Annotated in this window: 13 protein-coding genes; 7 read left to right on the top strand and 6 right to left on the bottom strand. The window is 64.8% G+C overall.

Annotated elements, in window-relative coordinates; translation table 11 throughout:
• Nucleotides 1–63 precede the first annotated feature (63 nt).
• The gene (locus VNK82_11785) at nt 64–954 is read right to left on the bottom strand and encodes a nuclear transport factor 2 family protein (protein ID HXE91630.1); all 891 of its coding nucleotides are present in this window, start codon (nt 952–954) and stop codon (nt 64–66) included.
• A 157-nt stretch (nt 955–1,111) separates the two neighbouring features.
• Between VNK82_11785 and VNK82_11780 the strand changes: the two genes are divergently transcribed.
• Together VNK82_11780 and VNK82_11775 are read left to right on the top strand one after the other, a co-directional pair.
• Nucleotides 1,112–1,936, top strand: a complete 825-nt coding sequence (locus tag VNK82_11780; protein HXE91629.1) for an AraC family transcriptional regulator — start codon at nt 1,112–1,114, stop codon at nt 1,934–1,936.
• 33 nt (nt 1,937–1,969) lie between these two features.
• The gene (locus VNK82_11775) at nt 1,970–2,683 is read left to right on the top strand and encodes an NAD-dependent deacylase (GenBank protein ID HXE91628.1); all 714 of its coding nucleotides are present in this window, start codon (nt 1,970–1,972) and stop codon (nt 2,681–2,683) included.
• Between the two features lie 15 nt (nt 2,684–2,698).
• Here the strand turns inward: VNK82_11775 and VNK82_11770 are convergent, their stop codons facing one another.
• Nucleotides 2,699–2,998, bottom strand: a complete 300-nt coding sequence (locus VNK82_11770) for a DUF962 domain-containing protein (GenBank protein ID HXE91627.1) — start codon at nt 2,996–2,998, stop codon at nt 2,699–2,701.
• Between the two features lie 57 nt (nt 2,999–3,055).
• Nucleotides 3,056–4,042, bottom strand: a complete 987-nt coding sequence (locus VNK82_11765) for a mechanosensitive ion channel domain-containing protein (GenBank protein ID HXE91626.1) — start codon at nt 4,040–4,042, stop codon at nt 3,056–3,058.
• A gap of 131 nt (nt 4,043–4,173) precedes the next feature.
• On the opposite strand from VNK82_11765, the gene VNK82_11760 reads away from it, so the two are divergent.
• Nucleotides 4,174–5,199 carry an acetamidase/formamidase family protein gene (locus VNK82_11760; GenBank protein HXE91625.1) on the top strand — a complete coding sequence of 342 codons (1,026 nt, stop codon included), beginning with the start codon at nt 4,174–4,176 and terminating at the stop codon, nt 5,197–5,199.
• A gap of 5 nt (nt 5,200–5,204) precedes the next feature.
• Here VNK82_11760 and dinB read toward each other — a convergent pair whose 3' ends face one another.
• Nucleotides 5,205–6,437, bottom strand: coding sequence for a DNA polymerase IV (gene dinB, locus VNK82_11755; protein HXE91624.1), 1,233 nt, complete (start codon nt 6,435–6,437; stop codon nt 5,205–5,207).
• Nucleotides 6,438–6,518: 81 nt separating this feature from the next.
• Between dinB and VNK82_11750 the strand changes: the two genes are divergently transcribed.
• Genes VNK82_11750 through VNK82_11735 form a run of 4 tightly spaced genes read left to right on the top strand, consistent with a single transcriptional unit; the run spans nt 6,519 to nt 11,488 of the window.
• Nucleotides 6,519–7,205 carry a hypothetical protein gene (locus tag VNK82_11750; protein ID HXE91623.1) on the top strand — a complete coding sequence of 229 codons (687 nt, stop codon included), beginning with the start codon at nt 6,519–6,521 and terminating at the stop codon, nt 7,203–7,205.
• A 30-nt stretch (nt 7,206–7,235) separates the two neighbouring features.
• Nucleotides 7,236–8,792, top strand: a complete 1,557-nt coding sequence (locus VNK82_11745; protein ID HXE91622.1) for an acyl--CoA ligase family protein — start codon at nt 7,236–7,238, stop codon at nt 8,790–8,792.
• On the top strand, nt 8,789–9,565 hold the full coding sequence (locus tag VNK82_11740) for an enoyl-CoA hydratase (GenBank protein HXE91621.1): 777 nt from the start codon (nt 8,789–8,791) through the stop codon (nt 9,563–9,565). The genes VNK82_11745 and VNK82_11740 overlap by 4 nt, the downstream gene beginning before the upstream one ends.
• Before the next feature lie 15 nt (nt 9,566–9,580).
• Nucleotides 9,581–11,488, top strand: coding sequence for a M28 family peptidase (locus tag VNK82_11735; GenBank protein ID HXE91620.1), 1,908 nt, complete (start codon nt 9,581–9,583; stop codon nt 11,486–11,488).
• 24 nt (nt 11,489–11,512) lie between these two features.
• Here the strand turns inward: VNK82_11735 and VNK82_11730 are convergent, their stop codons facing one another.
• Both VNK82_11730 and VNK82_11725 read right to left on the bottom strand, forming a co-directional pair.
• Nucleotides 11,513–12,724: a glycosyltransferase family 87 protein gene (locus VNK82_11730; protein HXE91619.1), complete on the bottom strand. Its 1,212-nt coding sequence runs from the start codon at nt 12,722–12,724 to the stop codon at nt 11,513–11,515.
• A gap of 133 nt (nt 12,725–12,857) precedes the next feature.
• Nucleotides 12,858–13,721: a response regulator gene (locus VNK82_11725; protein HXE91618.1), complete on the bottom strand. Its 864-nt coding sequence runs from the start codon at nt 13,719–13,721 to the stop codon at nt 12,858–12,860.
• Nucleotide 13,722 lies beyond the last annotated feature (1 nt).

Below are 13,722 nucleotides of genomic sequence, written 5' to 3'. Positions count from 1 at the left end.
GGCGTCAGCCGCTTTGTTTTCTTGCTGGCCTTCGGGCACGACCAAAGTCATGCCCTCTCGAGCTTACTTCCCCGAGTCCAGGTGCCAGCCGGAGTTGACCCAATGGCCGTTGCGGCGCACGAAGATCTCCGTGGCGCGGCCGGAGTAGCGTTCCCGCTGGCCTGCATTCTCCAGCTCGTAAGCCCACGTGGTGTACAGGATGGCGACGTCGCCATAGACCTGCATGCGCGTCTCAGGGAAACTGAGCGAGACCAGCTTTCCTCCTGAATTCACAAAGCCTTTGGCGGCGGTGATGGTGGCGGGAGCGTCCACCCACGCCTCCTCTCCTGCATTGATGCCGATGAGTTCGGGAGGAAGAACCTCTTTCAGCGCGGCTTCGTCGGCGGCGAAGTAGGCGCGCCATACGGCCTCACGCTCAGCCAGGAGTTGGCGGCGTTCTTCGGCGCCGAGCTCACGCAGCGGCGGGGCTTCGCCGGCAAAAGTCACCACATCGGGATGCGCCGCCACCTGTGAGGCCATCTGGTTCCACTCGGCGTGCTCTTTGGCATACAGATCGAGCACGCGGAGAGTGGTCTGGCGCGGCGAGCCGTTCACGTCCAGGGAGAGGTCGGCGATGTAGGGGACGATGGCAAGGTCGCCCAGGAAATACACGTCAAAATCGCGCATGCGGTAGGCGGTGATACGGACAGGGCCGGCCAGGATGGCGTCGGCTTCGCGCATGTATTCGTCGAGGCCGCGGATGATGCCGCGCGAACGGGTGAGGAAGCCGCGCCACTCGCGGGCATGCGTGGCCTCGACGGTGGCGCGGTCGCGGGCCATGTAGGCGCGAAAAACGCGATCGATGTGCGCCCGGATGGCCTCGCGGTCAGCCTGGCGCGTTTTCGTGGGTATGGCGTCGCCCGCGGCCGCGCCGGCGGCCATCAGCGACGCCAAGAGAAATCCGGTAGCGACCATGACACATGTTCCTCCTCAGACCAATCTGCGAGTCGCAGGGCGGGAACGGCTTGCGCTTTCTTGCCGAATTCAAGAGGCCGACTTGCACTTTCTTGCGCCTTTTGCGCGCTGGGCCGCATCCATAGGCGCAGTTGTTTCCAGGAGGTAGACTAGCAGCGTGATTCGCTACGTCCCCTTGGCCCAGACCGGACAGGTCAGCCTGGCACGCTTCGACCATCCCGGCACGGTGCCGCACCACGACCCGCATGAAGAAGTGGCGCCGGACTTCACGGTGAACTTCGTGGAACAGGGCGCCTTTCGGTATTCGGCGGGGCGCGCCAGTTGGCGGCTGGGAGCAGGCACGGTCTTCGTGGTCGCGCCGGGATTGGTCTATCGCTGCCGGCACGAGGAGCGTTTCCCCAGCGACGTATGCTTTTCGCTCGCCTTTCAGCGCGGGCTGGTCGAGGACGTGCAGCGCACGGCGGGAGTTTCGAAGTGGCCGGGCCTCCGCGTCCGCCAGGCGACCAACCGCCTGGGTTACCTGAAGTGGCTGGTCGAGCGGACGCCCGCCGCCGAAAGCATGGCACTGGAAACGATAGCCTGCGACCTTCTGCGAGCCACCCTCACGGAAGAGGAGCGCAGGACGCACGTGGCGTCGACCCGCCAGCTTGCCTGGTACGCGGAGCGGGTACGCGCGGTATGCGAGCGCTTCGAAAGGGACTATGCGCAGGAGCATTCGCTGACCTCGCTGGGGCGCGCAGTGGGGATGAGCCCCTACCACTTCGCGCGCATTTTCCGCGAACTGACGGGGACCCCGCCGCATCGGCGGTTGCTGGAGGTGCGCCTGCAGCGTGCCGCGCAGCGTTTGCGCGACGGCTGCCCGGTCACCGACACGTGTTTCGCCGTGGGCTTCTCCAACCTGAGCCATTTCATCCGGCTCTTCCGGGGGCGCTTCGGCACGTCGCCCTCGCGTTATTCGCGCGGGGCCGGCATCCGCGCCTAGCAGTCTTCTTGCGGTATTCTGCTTTTTCCGGCGATGACGACGCTTCCTATCCGCGATGACGACCGGCTTTTCGTGCTGACCGGCGCCGGGGTGAGCGCGGAGAGCGGACTGCCGACGTTCCGTGGCGCCGACGGCTTGTGGCGAGGTCATCGGGTGGAAGAGGTGGCGTCGCCCGCGGCCTGGCATCGCGATCCGCAGATGGTCTGGGAATTCTACTCGTGGCGGCGAGAGGTGCATCGCGCGGTGCGTCCCAATCCCGGCCACGTGGCGCTGGCGCGCCTGGAGCAGCGGCTGGGGGAGCGCCTGTTCCTGTGCACGCAGAATGTGGACAGCCTGCACGAACAAGCAGGCTCGAAGCGTGTGGTTCACATGCATGGCCGGCTGCTGGAGAGCCGGTGCGACCGGTGCACACGACCCCCGGCCGAGGATGCGCGCAGCTACGCATCGCTTGCGGAGGTGCCGCGCTGCCCGTGCGGCGGCCTGTGGCGGCCCAACATCGTGTGGTTCGGAGAGACGCCGTTTCATCTGGACAGCATCCTGGATGCGCTCGGGCGCGCGAGCCTGTTCCTGGCGGTGGGGACTTCGGGAGCGGTCTATCCCGCGGCGAGCTTCGCGCAAGCGGCCCGCCAGGCTGGCGCCTGCACGATTTACATCGGCCCGGAAGAACCGCTCAACCGCCACGCGTTCGATGAATGCGTGTTGGGAGAATCAGGAAAGGTGCTGCCGGAGTTGTTCCCGCACGACTGAAGCCGATCTTATCTCTTACGCTTTGCCACGCAACTTGGCGAGCCACCAGCGCACCCCTACGAACAGGAAACGCGGGTCCTTGAAGAACTCAGGCGGCTTGCCCTCAAAGGCATGGCCGACGAACTGGAAGATCCAGCCGACCACGAACAGCGCAACGGCGAGCTTCCAGAGTCCGGACATGAACCACTCCCCAGCCAGCACCAACAGCGAGACCACGATCATGGGAATCCCGATGGTGTGGCAGAACCGGTTCACGGGATGGGTGTGGCTGCTGGCGTACTGCGCGATCCATTCTTCGCTGGTGCGAGGAGCCATGAGTCCCCCGGATGCGGGAGTCATCTTACACGTGCTGGCACTGCCCTCCCAAGACTGCTAGGCGGAAAGGGTAGCGTTACCTGTCACCACGACGGGCACCGCCGAGCGGAGGTGCAGGTCGCGCTGCGGGAACGGGATGTGAATGCCCTTTTCCGCGAAGGCCCGAAAGATGGCGAAGTACAGGTCGCTCCGGAACGTGGGCGGCGTGCTCACCTTGCTGGTGGTGAAAACGCGAAGCTGGAAGTGCAAGGCGCTCTCGCCAAACTCCGTGAAGATGACGTCGGGCTCCGGGTCGCGGAGCACGTCGGGGTTCTGCTGCGCCACCTCGAGCAGGGCGCGGCGCACCTGCTCCGGATCGCTGCCGTACGCCACACCCACCGGCACGGAGAAGCGCACCTGGCGGTCGTTGGCCGTCCAGTTAATCACCCGCCCGGCGATGAACTCCGAGTTGGGGATGATGATGACCACGTTGTCGTTGGTGCGGACCCAGGTGCTGCGCCCGGCGATACGAACCACTTCGCCGAAGGTGTTTTCGACCTCGATGCGGTCGCCCACCTTCACCGGGCGCTCGATGAGCAGGATGAGCCCGGAAACGAAATTGGAAACGACATTCTGCAGGCCGAGTCCGACGCCCACGCCCAGCGCTCCGGCCAGCACCACCAGGCTGCTCAAGTCCACACCCAGAGACTGCAATCCGATGGCCAGCCCCAAGAGAAAGAACATGTAGGAGCTGAAGCGGGCCAGGGCGTACCGCTGTCCCGGCTCCATCGAAATGTGCGGCAGCACACGATGCTGCAGGAAACGGCTGAGCATGCGTGAGGCCACGGTCAGGGCCAGCAGGAACAGCAGGCACTTGGCCAGGAACAGGGGCGTTACATGGAGTGGGCCGATGGCGAACAGCGATCGGTTCAGGTATTCGATCACGTTGCCGCCCAGCATGCGCGCGACGCCCGGCAGCATCACGGGAATGGCCGCTCCGTACAGCATGAGCAGCACGATCAACACAACCGCGTAGAGCAGAAAACGGGTCTCGACGGTTTTCATGGGCCATACGCTCCTCGGGAAGGCTCCCGCGCGAGCGCAGCATACCGCGCCGCCGACGGAAAATCATGCTCGGAGGCCGGTGGCGAACGGTGTAAGATGCGCGCCATTCAACCGGGACTGACGGAGGACTCATGAGAACCCGCGTTCTGCTCGCTCTTCTTCTCCTCAACGGCACGGCGGTGATTGCGGCCGACGCCGGCGCACCGGCTGAGTCCAGAGTGGTCCGCTACGAAGCGAAGGAAAACGAGCTGAAGTTCGTGTATGGCGTGGCTCTACCAGTGGCACGCCTGCGTTCCGGCGACGTCCTTGAGACCAACACCTTTGACGCTCTCGGAAACTCAGTGAACAAACCGGGCGACCAACCCGATCCTTCCAAGGGGCCGAATCCGCTGACAGGGCCGTTCTACGTGGAGGGAGCCGAGCCCGGCGATGCCCTCGCCGTCCGCATCCTGAGCGTGGAGGTGGACCGCGACCAGGGCATCGGTGAAATGGGGCCTGGGTTCGGCGCGCTCAATACGAGTTTCTACACGCCCATGCTGAATCCCGATCTGCCGGCGCGCATCTACTTTTATCCCATCGACCGGAAGTCGGGCATGGCCACGTTCCGGGCGCAGGATTCCGACTTCGCGGTGCAGATTCCCATGCATCCGTTCCTGGGATGCATCGGCGTGGCGCCACCGATGGGCGAGGCCCGCGCGTCGATCACCCCCGGCGAGTGGGGCGGCAACATGGACGCGCCGGAGATCAGCGCCGGCCACACCCTGTACCTTCCGGTCAATGTTGCGGGCGCCCTGCTGTACGTGGGCGACGGCCATGCCGCGCAGGGCGACGGCGAGGTTGCCGGCACCGGGATCGAAATCCCCATGCGCGTGCGCCTGCAAGTGGAGGTGATCAAAGGCCGGCGGCTGAAGTGGCCACGCCTGGAAAACGACGGGTCGATCATGGCTGTAGGCGCCTACCGGCCGCTGGATGACGCGTTGCGCATCGCCTTCACCGAGCTTATCGACTGGATTCACGCCGACTACGGCCTCTCGCGGCTCGATGCCTACGAGCTGCTCTCCAAGGTGGCGCAGATCCGCCTGTCCGAAATGGTCGATCCCAACTACGTCGTGATCGCGAAGATCCCGAAGAAGTACCTGCCGGCGAAAAAGAAGTAGACCAATCAGGTTTTGCCGCGCTTTTCCGGGCGCGTGGGCAGGGCGTCGTGAATGCGCTCGCGGAAGGCGCCCTTCAGCCCGCCGCCCAGCGAGACGGCGTCTTCGCCGAACTTGTCGCGCAGGCGATCGGCGGCGCCCAGAGCTTTCTGCCAGCGCTGGTGCTGCTCGCGGTCGAGCAGGCCGATCTGTCCCTCCTCCGGCGCGAAGCCCGAAGTCTGCACACCCAGCAGGCGCACTTTGGCGCCGCGCTTCCAGTTGCGCCGGAAGAGATCGCGGACCGCGGCGGCGACTTCGGTGTCCAGTTGCGTGGCTCGGTGGAGCGTGCGGGCGCGGGTGATGGTGTGGAAGTCCTCGTAGCGCAGCTTGAGTTGCACCGTACGGGCATACAGTCTCTGCTCCCGCAAGCGCCGACAGACCATCTCTGTCAACTTGGCGAGTGTGGCCTCGAGCTGTTCCGCGTCGCCGGTATCCACCATGAAAGTATGCTCGTGGCTGATGGACTTGGGGCCGGTGTCCGCGCCCACTTCCGCGTCGAACCATCCGCCGGCGTCAAGACCCTGCGCCTTGCCCGCGAGGGCGAGACCCCACTTGCCGAAGCGCTCCTCGAGAACAGATTCATCCAGACGCGCCAAATCGGCGACGGTCCGCACACCCAGCGCCTCCAGGCTTTTCTCCATGACCTTGCCCACACCGGGAATTTTGCGCACGTCCAGCGGCGCCAGGAACCTCGCCTCCTGCCCGGGCAGGACGTAGAGGATGCCGTTCGGCTTGGCCTGGTCCGAAGCTACTTTGGCGATGAGCCGTGAGGTCCCGATGCCGATGGAGGCGTTCAGGCTCGTCTCCGCCTTCACGGCCTGATGCAGCGCGTGGGCGGCGGCCAACGGCGGCCCGTGCAGGCGCGCTGTACCGGTCATGTCGAGATAGGCCTCGTCGATGGAGGCCATCTCGATCTGCGGCGAGAAGCGCTGCAATACGAGCTTCACTTTTTGCGAGTACGCGAGGTAGCGGTCGCGGTGTCCGTCCACGAAGACGGCATGCGGACAGAGCCTGGCTGCGGTGCGCAGCGGCATGGCCGAGTGCACGCCGAACTTGCGCGCCTCGTAGGAGGCGGCGGAGACCACGCCGCGCTCGTCCCGCTGCCCGCCCACGACCACCGCCTTGCCCTTGAGCGAAGGGTCGAAAATCTCCTCCACGGACACGAAGAAAGCGTCCATGTCGACGTGAAAGATGGTCCTCAAGGGAGCCTCACCCTCGCCATTCTACCTGTCGCGTGAGGCGTAACCGGTGTAAGATTCCCCGCCGCACGGGCCGGAGTTCCCATGCTCGCTCTGCTGACGAGCATTTTCGTTTCGCTGGTGCCACGGCGGTATCGCCACCGCTTTCTCGACGATCCCGACCTGGGCATGAAACGCGGCGCAATCCTTTCCGGCGTCGTCCAGTTCGTCGTCTGCGGCTTCCTGCTGTGGTACCGCTATAAGGTCCTTTATGCGGCCCGCATGGAAGACGCGCACCGCGCCGCCGCAGCGGCCGGAGGAGACCGCTTCGCGGAAGCGGGAGCCGCCTTCGCTTTCAGCGGAATGACTTTTGTCGAATACATCACGCAACCTGTGACATTCGTTATCTTTTACTTTCTGGTGGAGAGCATGGTGCGACTGTCGGCCGCGGTGGTTGCCGGCGAAGTCATGCCCACACTGCCGCTGCAACTGGTGGCGTGGAGTCACGGCTTCATCGAGCGCAAGCAGCGCCAGCGCCATCTCGGACCGCGCGTCGTGGACGTGGTCAAGCCGGGCGCGGTCGATTACGACCTGCGTATCGAAAGCTGCCGGCCCAAGTCCTGGACCGCGCTTTCCACCATCGCCTACCAGGATCAGTTGTACGAAGTCCTGCGCGCGGTGGATGGCCCTCCACCGCGCCGCTTCGTCTATCTGATGCGCAAGGCGCCGCTGAACAAGGTAGTCCGCGGCCTGCATCAATACAGCCCGGAGGAGACGCTGGAGGAAAGCTGAGCCTGCGTCGCTGGAGTACAATCGCCCGCCATGAAGAACGTGTTGACGCCGCTGGACTTCCTGGCGCGCAGCGCGCAGGTGTACCGGGACAGTGTGGCCGTGGTCGAGGGCGACCGGCGTTTCACCTACTCCGAATTCAACCAGCGCGTGCACCGGCTGGCTTCGGCGCTGCGCCGGCACGGGGTCCTGCCCGGCGATCGCGTCGCCGTGCTCGCGCCCAACACGCTTGCCGCGCTCGAGCCCCACTTCGGCGTGCTGCTGGGAGGAGCTTTGCTGGTGATGCTGAACATCCGGCTCCAGGCCCAGGAACTGGGCTGGATCTTGAATCACTGTGAAGCCAAGGTCCTCATCGCCGATCCGCAGTTTCTTCCCGTCCTCGATCCTGTGCGCCATGAACTTCGCAGCCTGTCGTTGATCACCGACGATTACGAGGGGCTGCTCGCTCAGGGGGAGTTCCCGTGCACTGAGGCGCCGCCGCCCGAGGAAGATGCGGAGATCTGCATCAACTACACCAGCGGCACCACCGGATTCCCCAAGGGCGTGGTGTTCACGCACCGCGGCGCCTGGATCAATGCGATCGGCGAAGCACTGGAGTACGGCCTTTCGAACCGTTCCGTCTATCTGTGGACGGTGCCGTTGTTCCATTGCAACGGCTGGTGTTTTTCCTGGGCCGTGACGGCAGTGGGCGGCCGGCACGTTTTGTTACCGCACGTGGATTATGCGCACATCGTGGAGCTCATCCGGCGCGAACAGGTGACACACATGTGCGGCGCTCCGGTAGTGCTCAACGCCCTCACGCAGCACTGTGCACGCCACGGCATCCGCTTCGAGCACGGGTTGAAGATCGTTACCGCGGGTGCGCCGCCTTCACCCGCCGTGCTGCGCGCCGCCGAAGAGATGGGCGCCGAAGTGGCCCACGGCTATGGCCTTACGGAGACCTACGGCCCGCACACGGTTTGCGCCTGGAAGCCGGAGTGGGACGCGCTGCCGCTGGCCGAGCGCGCCCAGCTCAAGGCCCGGCAGGGCGTGCCCTACGTGATCGCAGGCACCAATCTGCGGGTGGTGGACGACCGGATGAACGACGTGCCCGCCGACGGCAAGACCATGGGAGAAGTCCTCATGCGGGGCAACAACGTCATGCTGGGCTACTTCAAGAATCCTGAGGCTACTGAAGAGGCGTTCCGCGGCGGCTGGTTCCATTCCGGCGACATCGCCGTGGTACACCCCGACGGCTACATCGAGATTTGCGATCGCAAGAAGGATATCGTCATCTCCGGCGGGGAGAACATCTCTTCCATCGAGGTGGAAAAGGTGCTCTACGAGCATCCCGCGGTGATGGAATGCGCCGTCATCGCGGTGCCGGATGACAAGTGGGGCGAGGTGCCGCAGGCGCACGTCACCCTGAAACAGGGCCACAACGCAGCCCCGGATGAGCTCATCCAGTTCTGCCGCGCACGGCTGGCGCACTTCAAGTGTCCGAAGAAGGTTGTGTTCGGGCCGCTGCCCAAAACCGCCACCGGCAAGATTCGCAAGGCCGAGCTGCGGAACGCAGCCTGGGCCGGCTACGAGAAGAAGGTGAAAGGATGAACTACAAGAACCTGTTGCACGAGACTGAAGGGTCCATCGCCCTTGTCACGCTCAACCGCCCGCAGCGCCGGAACGCGCTTTCGCTCGACCTGATGCTCGAGGTCATCGACTGCCTGGATGCGGTCGGCGCCAATCCCGAAGTGCGCGCGGTCATCCTGGCCGCGGCCGGCAGTGTGTTCAGCTCCGGCCACGACCTGAGCGAAATGGTGGGCCGCAACATCGCCGAGTACCGCCGCATCTTCGACGTGTGCACCGAGATGATGGAGAAGGTGCAGTCCATCCCGCAGCCGGTCATCGCCGAGGTGCAGGGCGTAGCGACCGCCGCAGGCTGCCAGCTCGTGGCAACCTGCGATCTGGCGGTCGCGGCCGAGACGGCGAAGTTCGCCACGCCCGGCGTACGAATCGGGCTGTTCTGCACCACGCCCATGGTGGCCCTGAGCCGTGCGGTCAGCCGCAAGCGCGCTCTTGAAATGCTGCTGACCGGCGAGATGATCGACGCTGTCACGGCCGCCGAGTGGGGACTGGTGAATCGAGTAGTGCCTGCCGGCGAGTTGCGCAGTGAGACGAAGAAGCTCGCCTGCCGCGTCGCCGAGGCCAGCCCGCTGGTGGTCGGGCTGGGAAAGCAGGCCTTCTACGCGCAGATCGACCTCGACCAGCCCAAAGCCTACGCCTACGCCAAGGAGGTCATGAGCATGAACAACATGGCGGCGGATGCACAGGAAGGCATCTCCGCATTCCTCGAGAAGCGTCCGGCCTGCTGGACAGGCCGGTAGCGAAAAGCAGCCACCGTGGCTTCCGAGGCGCATACCCAACCCGCCACGCTGCGTGTGGAACGCTGGCTGCGCCAGGTGGAAGCCTGCGCGCGGCGTCCGGTGGAGGAGCGCGTGACCGAGCTGCTGGCCGCGGTGCGCGCAGGCGCAGAGCGCTACGTCGCCGAAGACTGGGATCAGGCCAACGAGCGCCACGCCGAAGAGTTCATTGCCTCACTGGAGCGTGAGTTTACAGGGCGCGTGTTCTTGACGGCGCGCCCGCGCGAACGCGAGACGGGCACCGGGCCTCACCCGGGCGATGACACTCTCGCGCCGGAATCGCTCCCGGGCGACGGCGACCAGCCGGTGGTCATCGTCGAGCGGCAGCGGCTGCATCCGGTAGCGCGGCGCACGACGGGCTACAACTACATCTTCACTGTACCCGGCGAGCGGCCGGAGCGGCTCATCCTGGTGGCGCACTACGACACCTGGCGCGGCCCCGGGGCCGACGACAACACCACCGGCGAAGAAATCACCAAGCAGTACCTGCTCAGTGACCTGCGCGCAACCCGCCGCCCGCCTCTCACCCATACCTACATTCTGGCCGGCTCGGAAGAATGCGGACTGATCGGCTTTACGTCGCAGATGCTGTTGGCGCTCGGCATCGGCTTGGCCAACCAGGCGCTGGCCAAGGGCGTCTGGGCGCTGACGCTGCTGGGAGCCGCGCTGATCCCGCTGGCGAAGTACCGCTTCGGGGTTTCCGGCTCGCGGGAGTATGTCGAGAGCCTGTCGCCCGACGAGCTGGCGCGCATCCAGTCGGTGATTTCCGTGGATTCGGTCGGGGAAGGCCGCATGTATATCCCGGAGTCTTCGCTGGGCGCCGATTTCGTGCGCGCCTTCCTTCCCTTCCCGGGTTATCCCGCGCTGAACGACCTGCTGGAAGAAGCGGCGCACCTGAACGGCATCAAGTACAACACCTTCATCGCCGGCGGCACCACGGATCACATCAGTTTCCTGGAGGTGAACAGCGGGCTGCGCGACCGTTTGGGCGACTGGCTGGGCTGCCCGCGCTGGCTGGGCTGCCACCAACACGGCAAGCGAAAGATCCCCGCTTCGGCGCTGGTCTGCCTGATGCCCGGTAAGGCATCGCCTTTGGTGTTCGGTGGAAAAATCCATACGCCTGCCGATACGCCGGACCGCGTCTATCCCGGGCCGCTCTCGGAGGCGCTGCGCATCCTCGACTACTGGTTCTATCGCATGCACGGTGGCCCGCGACTGGCCGAGCCACGCGACTTTTCCGAATACCACTACGCGCAACTGTTCCGCGTGACCTCGGCCGCGGGCGGGCAGGGCGAGCAATACTGGCTCGCGCTCAAGGACGCCATCGAGCCCAACCGCCGCAACCTGAACGGGCTGTACCGGGTGGAAGCGGAAGTTCGCGGCCACCGCGCCGTCTGCCGCAATCCGCAGATCCTCACCTGGGGTGTGCACACGCGATTGCGTCATGAAGTGCAGGACCAGATAAAGAATACGGGTGGTAACTGGAAAACGGTCCCGGTGAACGACCTGCAGATGGAGACACCATCAGGCACGCTGCACTACTCGGCCACGGGCCGCGGGCCGCTGCATGGAGTGGAAGCGCTGCTTCAGGAGTCATTCGGCGAGTTCGAGCGCTTCATGGGTTCCAACACCTTCCTGACGTTCTTTGCCATCGCTTTCCTGCTGGCCAAATGCGTGGATGTCGTGCTGATGAATCTTTTTGGCCGCTTCGCGGCCTTCGCCGACTGGTTCTTCGACTGGTTCGCAATCACCCTGCCGATGACAGTAGCGGCGCAACTGGCCGTGCTGCTCTGGCTGATCGGCAAGAAAATCCCCACCATGATCGACAACGCCTACCGCCACCTCAACAAGGCGGACAACCTGCGCAGCCTGCGTCGCGTGGCCTAGCCGTGACTCGCCGGGGTGGCGGCTTCAGGCGGCCGACAGATGAAGGCGGCTAGCGGCGCGCAATTCGCTCACCAGGGCGCCGACCATGACCAGCAATACCCAGACGACGGGTGGAGGCATGGTCGCGTCGGAGGGCATCAGCAGCGGAGGGAAGAACAGCAAGAGCAGGCATGCCAGCAGCGCCCTGCCGGCCGGTCGTCGATGTCCGCTCGTGGCAACCAGGTATCGAACGACCAGCAGCATCGCCAGGAAGAGCAATGCCAGGTCGTGGACGTTCAGGTGGTAGCTGACCAGCAAGGTGGCGATCAGGTTCACCGCGAATGCCAGATCGAGCGAATCGGCAGCCCTGTGCTCCTCTGGCGGCCAGTACCGTACAACCAGCGCCAGCAAGCACAGCGACAGGATGGCCGTGGTCACACTCAGCCACAACACCGGCAACCCGGTACCTAGCGCTGCCATGAGGCCGCGAAGGTTGGGCATGCTGACGGGACGGATGGTGCCGTAGGCCAGGTGCTGGTTGATCTCCAGCAGGAACTCCACGTAGCTCCGTGCGCCTGGCCATCCCACGGGAACGAGCGACACAAGGCCCAGTCCCAGGCCCGTAAACAGAAATCCCTTGAGCGCCTTCCATTTCCTGCGCACGGCCAGCGCCACCATGAAGGGCAACACGAACTGAAACTTGAACAACCCCAACGCCAGTATGCACCCGGCGTGGAAGGATTGACCGCGGCGCAATGCCATCCAGGCCAGGGTGAAGACGCACAGCAGCAGAATGGAATCCTGGCCCTGCATCAGGGCGACCGTAATAGGGAAGAAGGCCAGTGCCAGCACCAGGGGCAGCAATCCACGGAAGCGGGGGAAGACATCCGCGTAAGGATGTGGAAGCCAAGCCAAGCAGGCCAGCACTCCCAGGTTCAGTGCCATCCACGCAGCGTAGGCCGGCACATAAGGCAGCCACGCGAGCGGCAGGAAGAGCAACAGCTCGAACGGCGGATGGTAAAAGAGCAGCGGCGTGCGACGTGCCGGGAAGTCGCGCTGGAATTCGCGTTGCGTATCGAACTTGTAGAGATCGGCACCGCGTCCCTCCGCCACCACGCGAGCGGCGCTGTAGAACGCCGTAAAGTCAACTTCCCCGCCCAGGATGCGCGGCCGAAGCTCAACCAGCGTGAGGCCCTGTACGGTCAACAAGGCGGCGAGCGCCAGCCAGGGCAGCCACTTGCGAGCGCGATTCTTCATTGCCGTGGGAAAGCATACGGCAGGACATCTTTCCAGCCGGCGAGATTGTGTTGGCGGAGAATCACAGGCGGCACCGCGACACCTCTACCCCGCGGCCATGCGCTTGTGGATGGCGGGATCCGGAGACAGCCGGTCAGTCCAGGTACTTGATCAGCACGACTTCGTTCTGCTTCTCGTTGTAGAGCACTTCATCCACCTTCTGCTGCGTCATCAGGATGCCGAAGCCGCCCGCGCGCAGGCCTTTTTCATCGCGCACCCGCATGTGCCGGATGGGGTCCTCGGGTGGGTTGCTGATGGCGGCGTGCTCCAGGCCTTCGAAGTGGAAGCCGGCGCCCGGGTCGGCGATGCGGTACATGAGCATGCGCTGGGCGCGCAGGTAAGAGATGCGCACCTTGCGCGTGGGGTCGAGTTTGCCGCCCCACTCGATGGCATTGAGCAACATTTCGCGGAAGGCATCCCCGACGGCATTGCGCACCTCATCCGGCAGGTCGGCCTTCAGCGCCATCATGAAGCCCTGGATGCGGTCGGCCACGGGGCGCTCACAAGGAACCACAAGTTCCACCCAATGCGGCCGCGCCGAGACCACCTCGATGGGCGTGGCGGGCGGACGTTCCTCGAGCGTCTCATTCACCAGCTCCAACAGCGCCTGAGTGCGAAACGGCTTGGGGACATAGCGGTCGGCCTGCTCGCGTACCGCCTGGAGCAGCGTTTCCGGAGTGTTGTCTGCGGTCATGATGATGACCTTCGAACGCCTTCCCAGGTCTTTCAGCTTCTGAAGCACTTCCAGGCCGCCCATGCCCGGCATGTGGACATCGAGCATCACCAGGTCGAACGGCTTCTTGCGAATCTGGGCGATGGCAGCCACTCCGTCCGGGACCACGGTTACGGTGTATCCCGCCTTGTCCAGGAGTTCGCCCAGCAGGAGCCGGACGGACTGGTCGTCGTCGGCAACCAGGACCTTGGTCTTCTTCTCCTTGCCGCTCATTCCAGCAGACATG

This window comes from Terriglobales bacterium (genome assembly GCA_035573675.1).
GTDB lineage: Bacteria > Acidobacteriota > Terriglobia > Terriglobales > Acidobacteriaceae > DATMAB01.
This window is presented reverse-complemented; position numbering and strand designations above follow the sequence as displayed.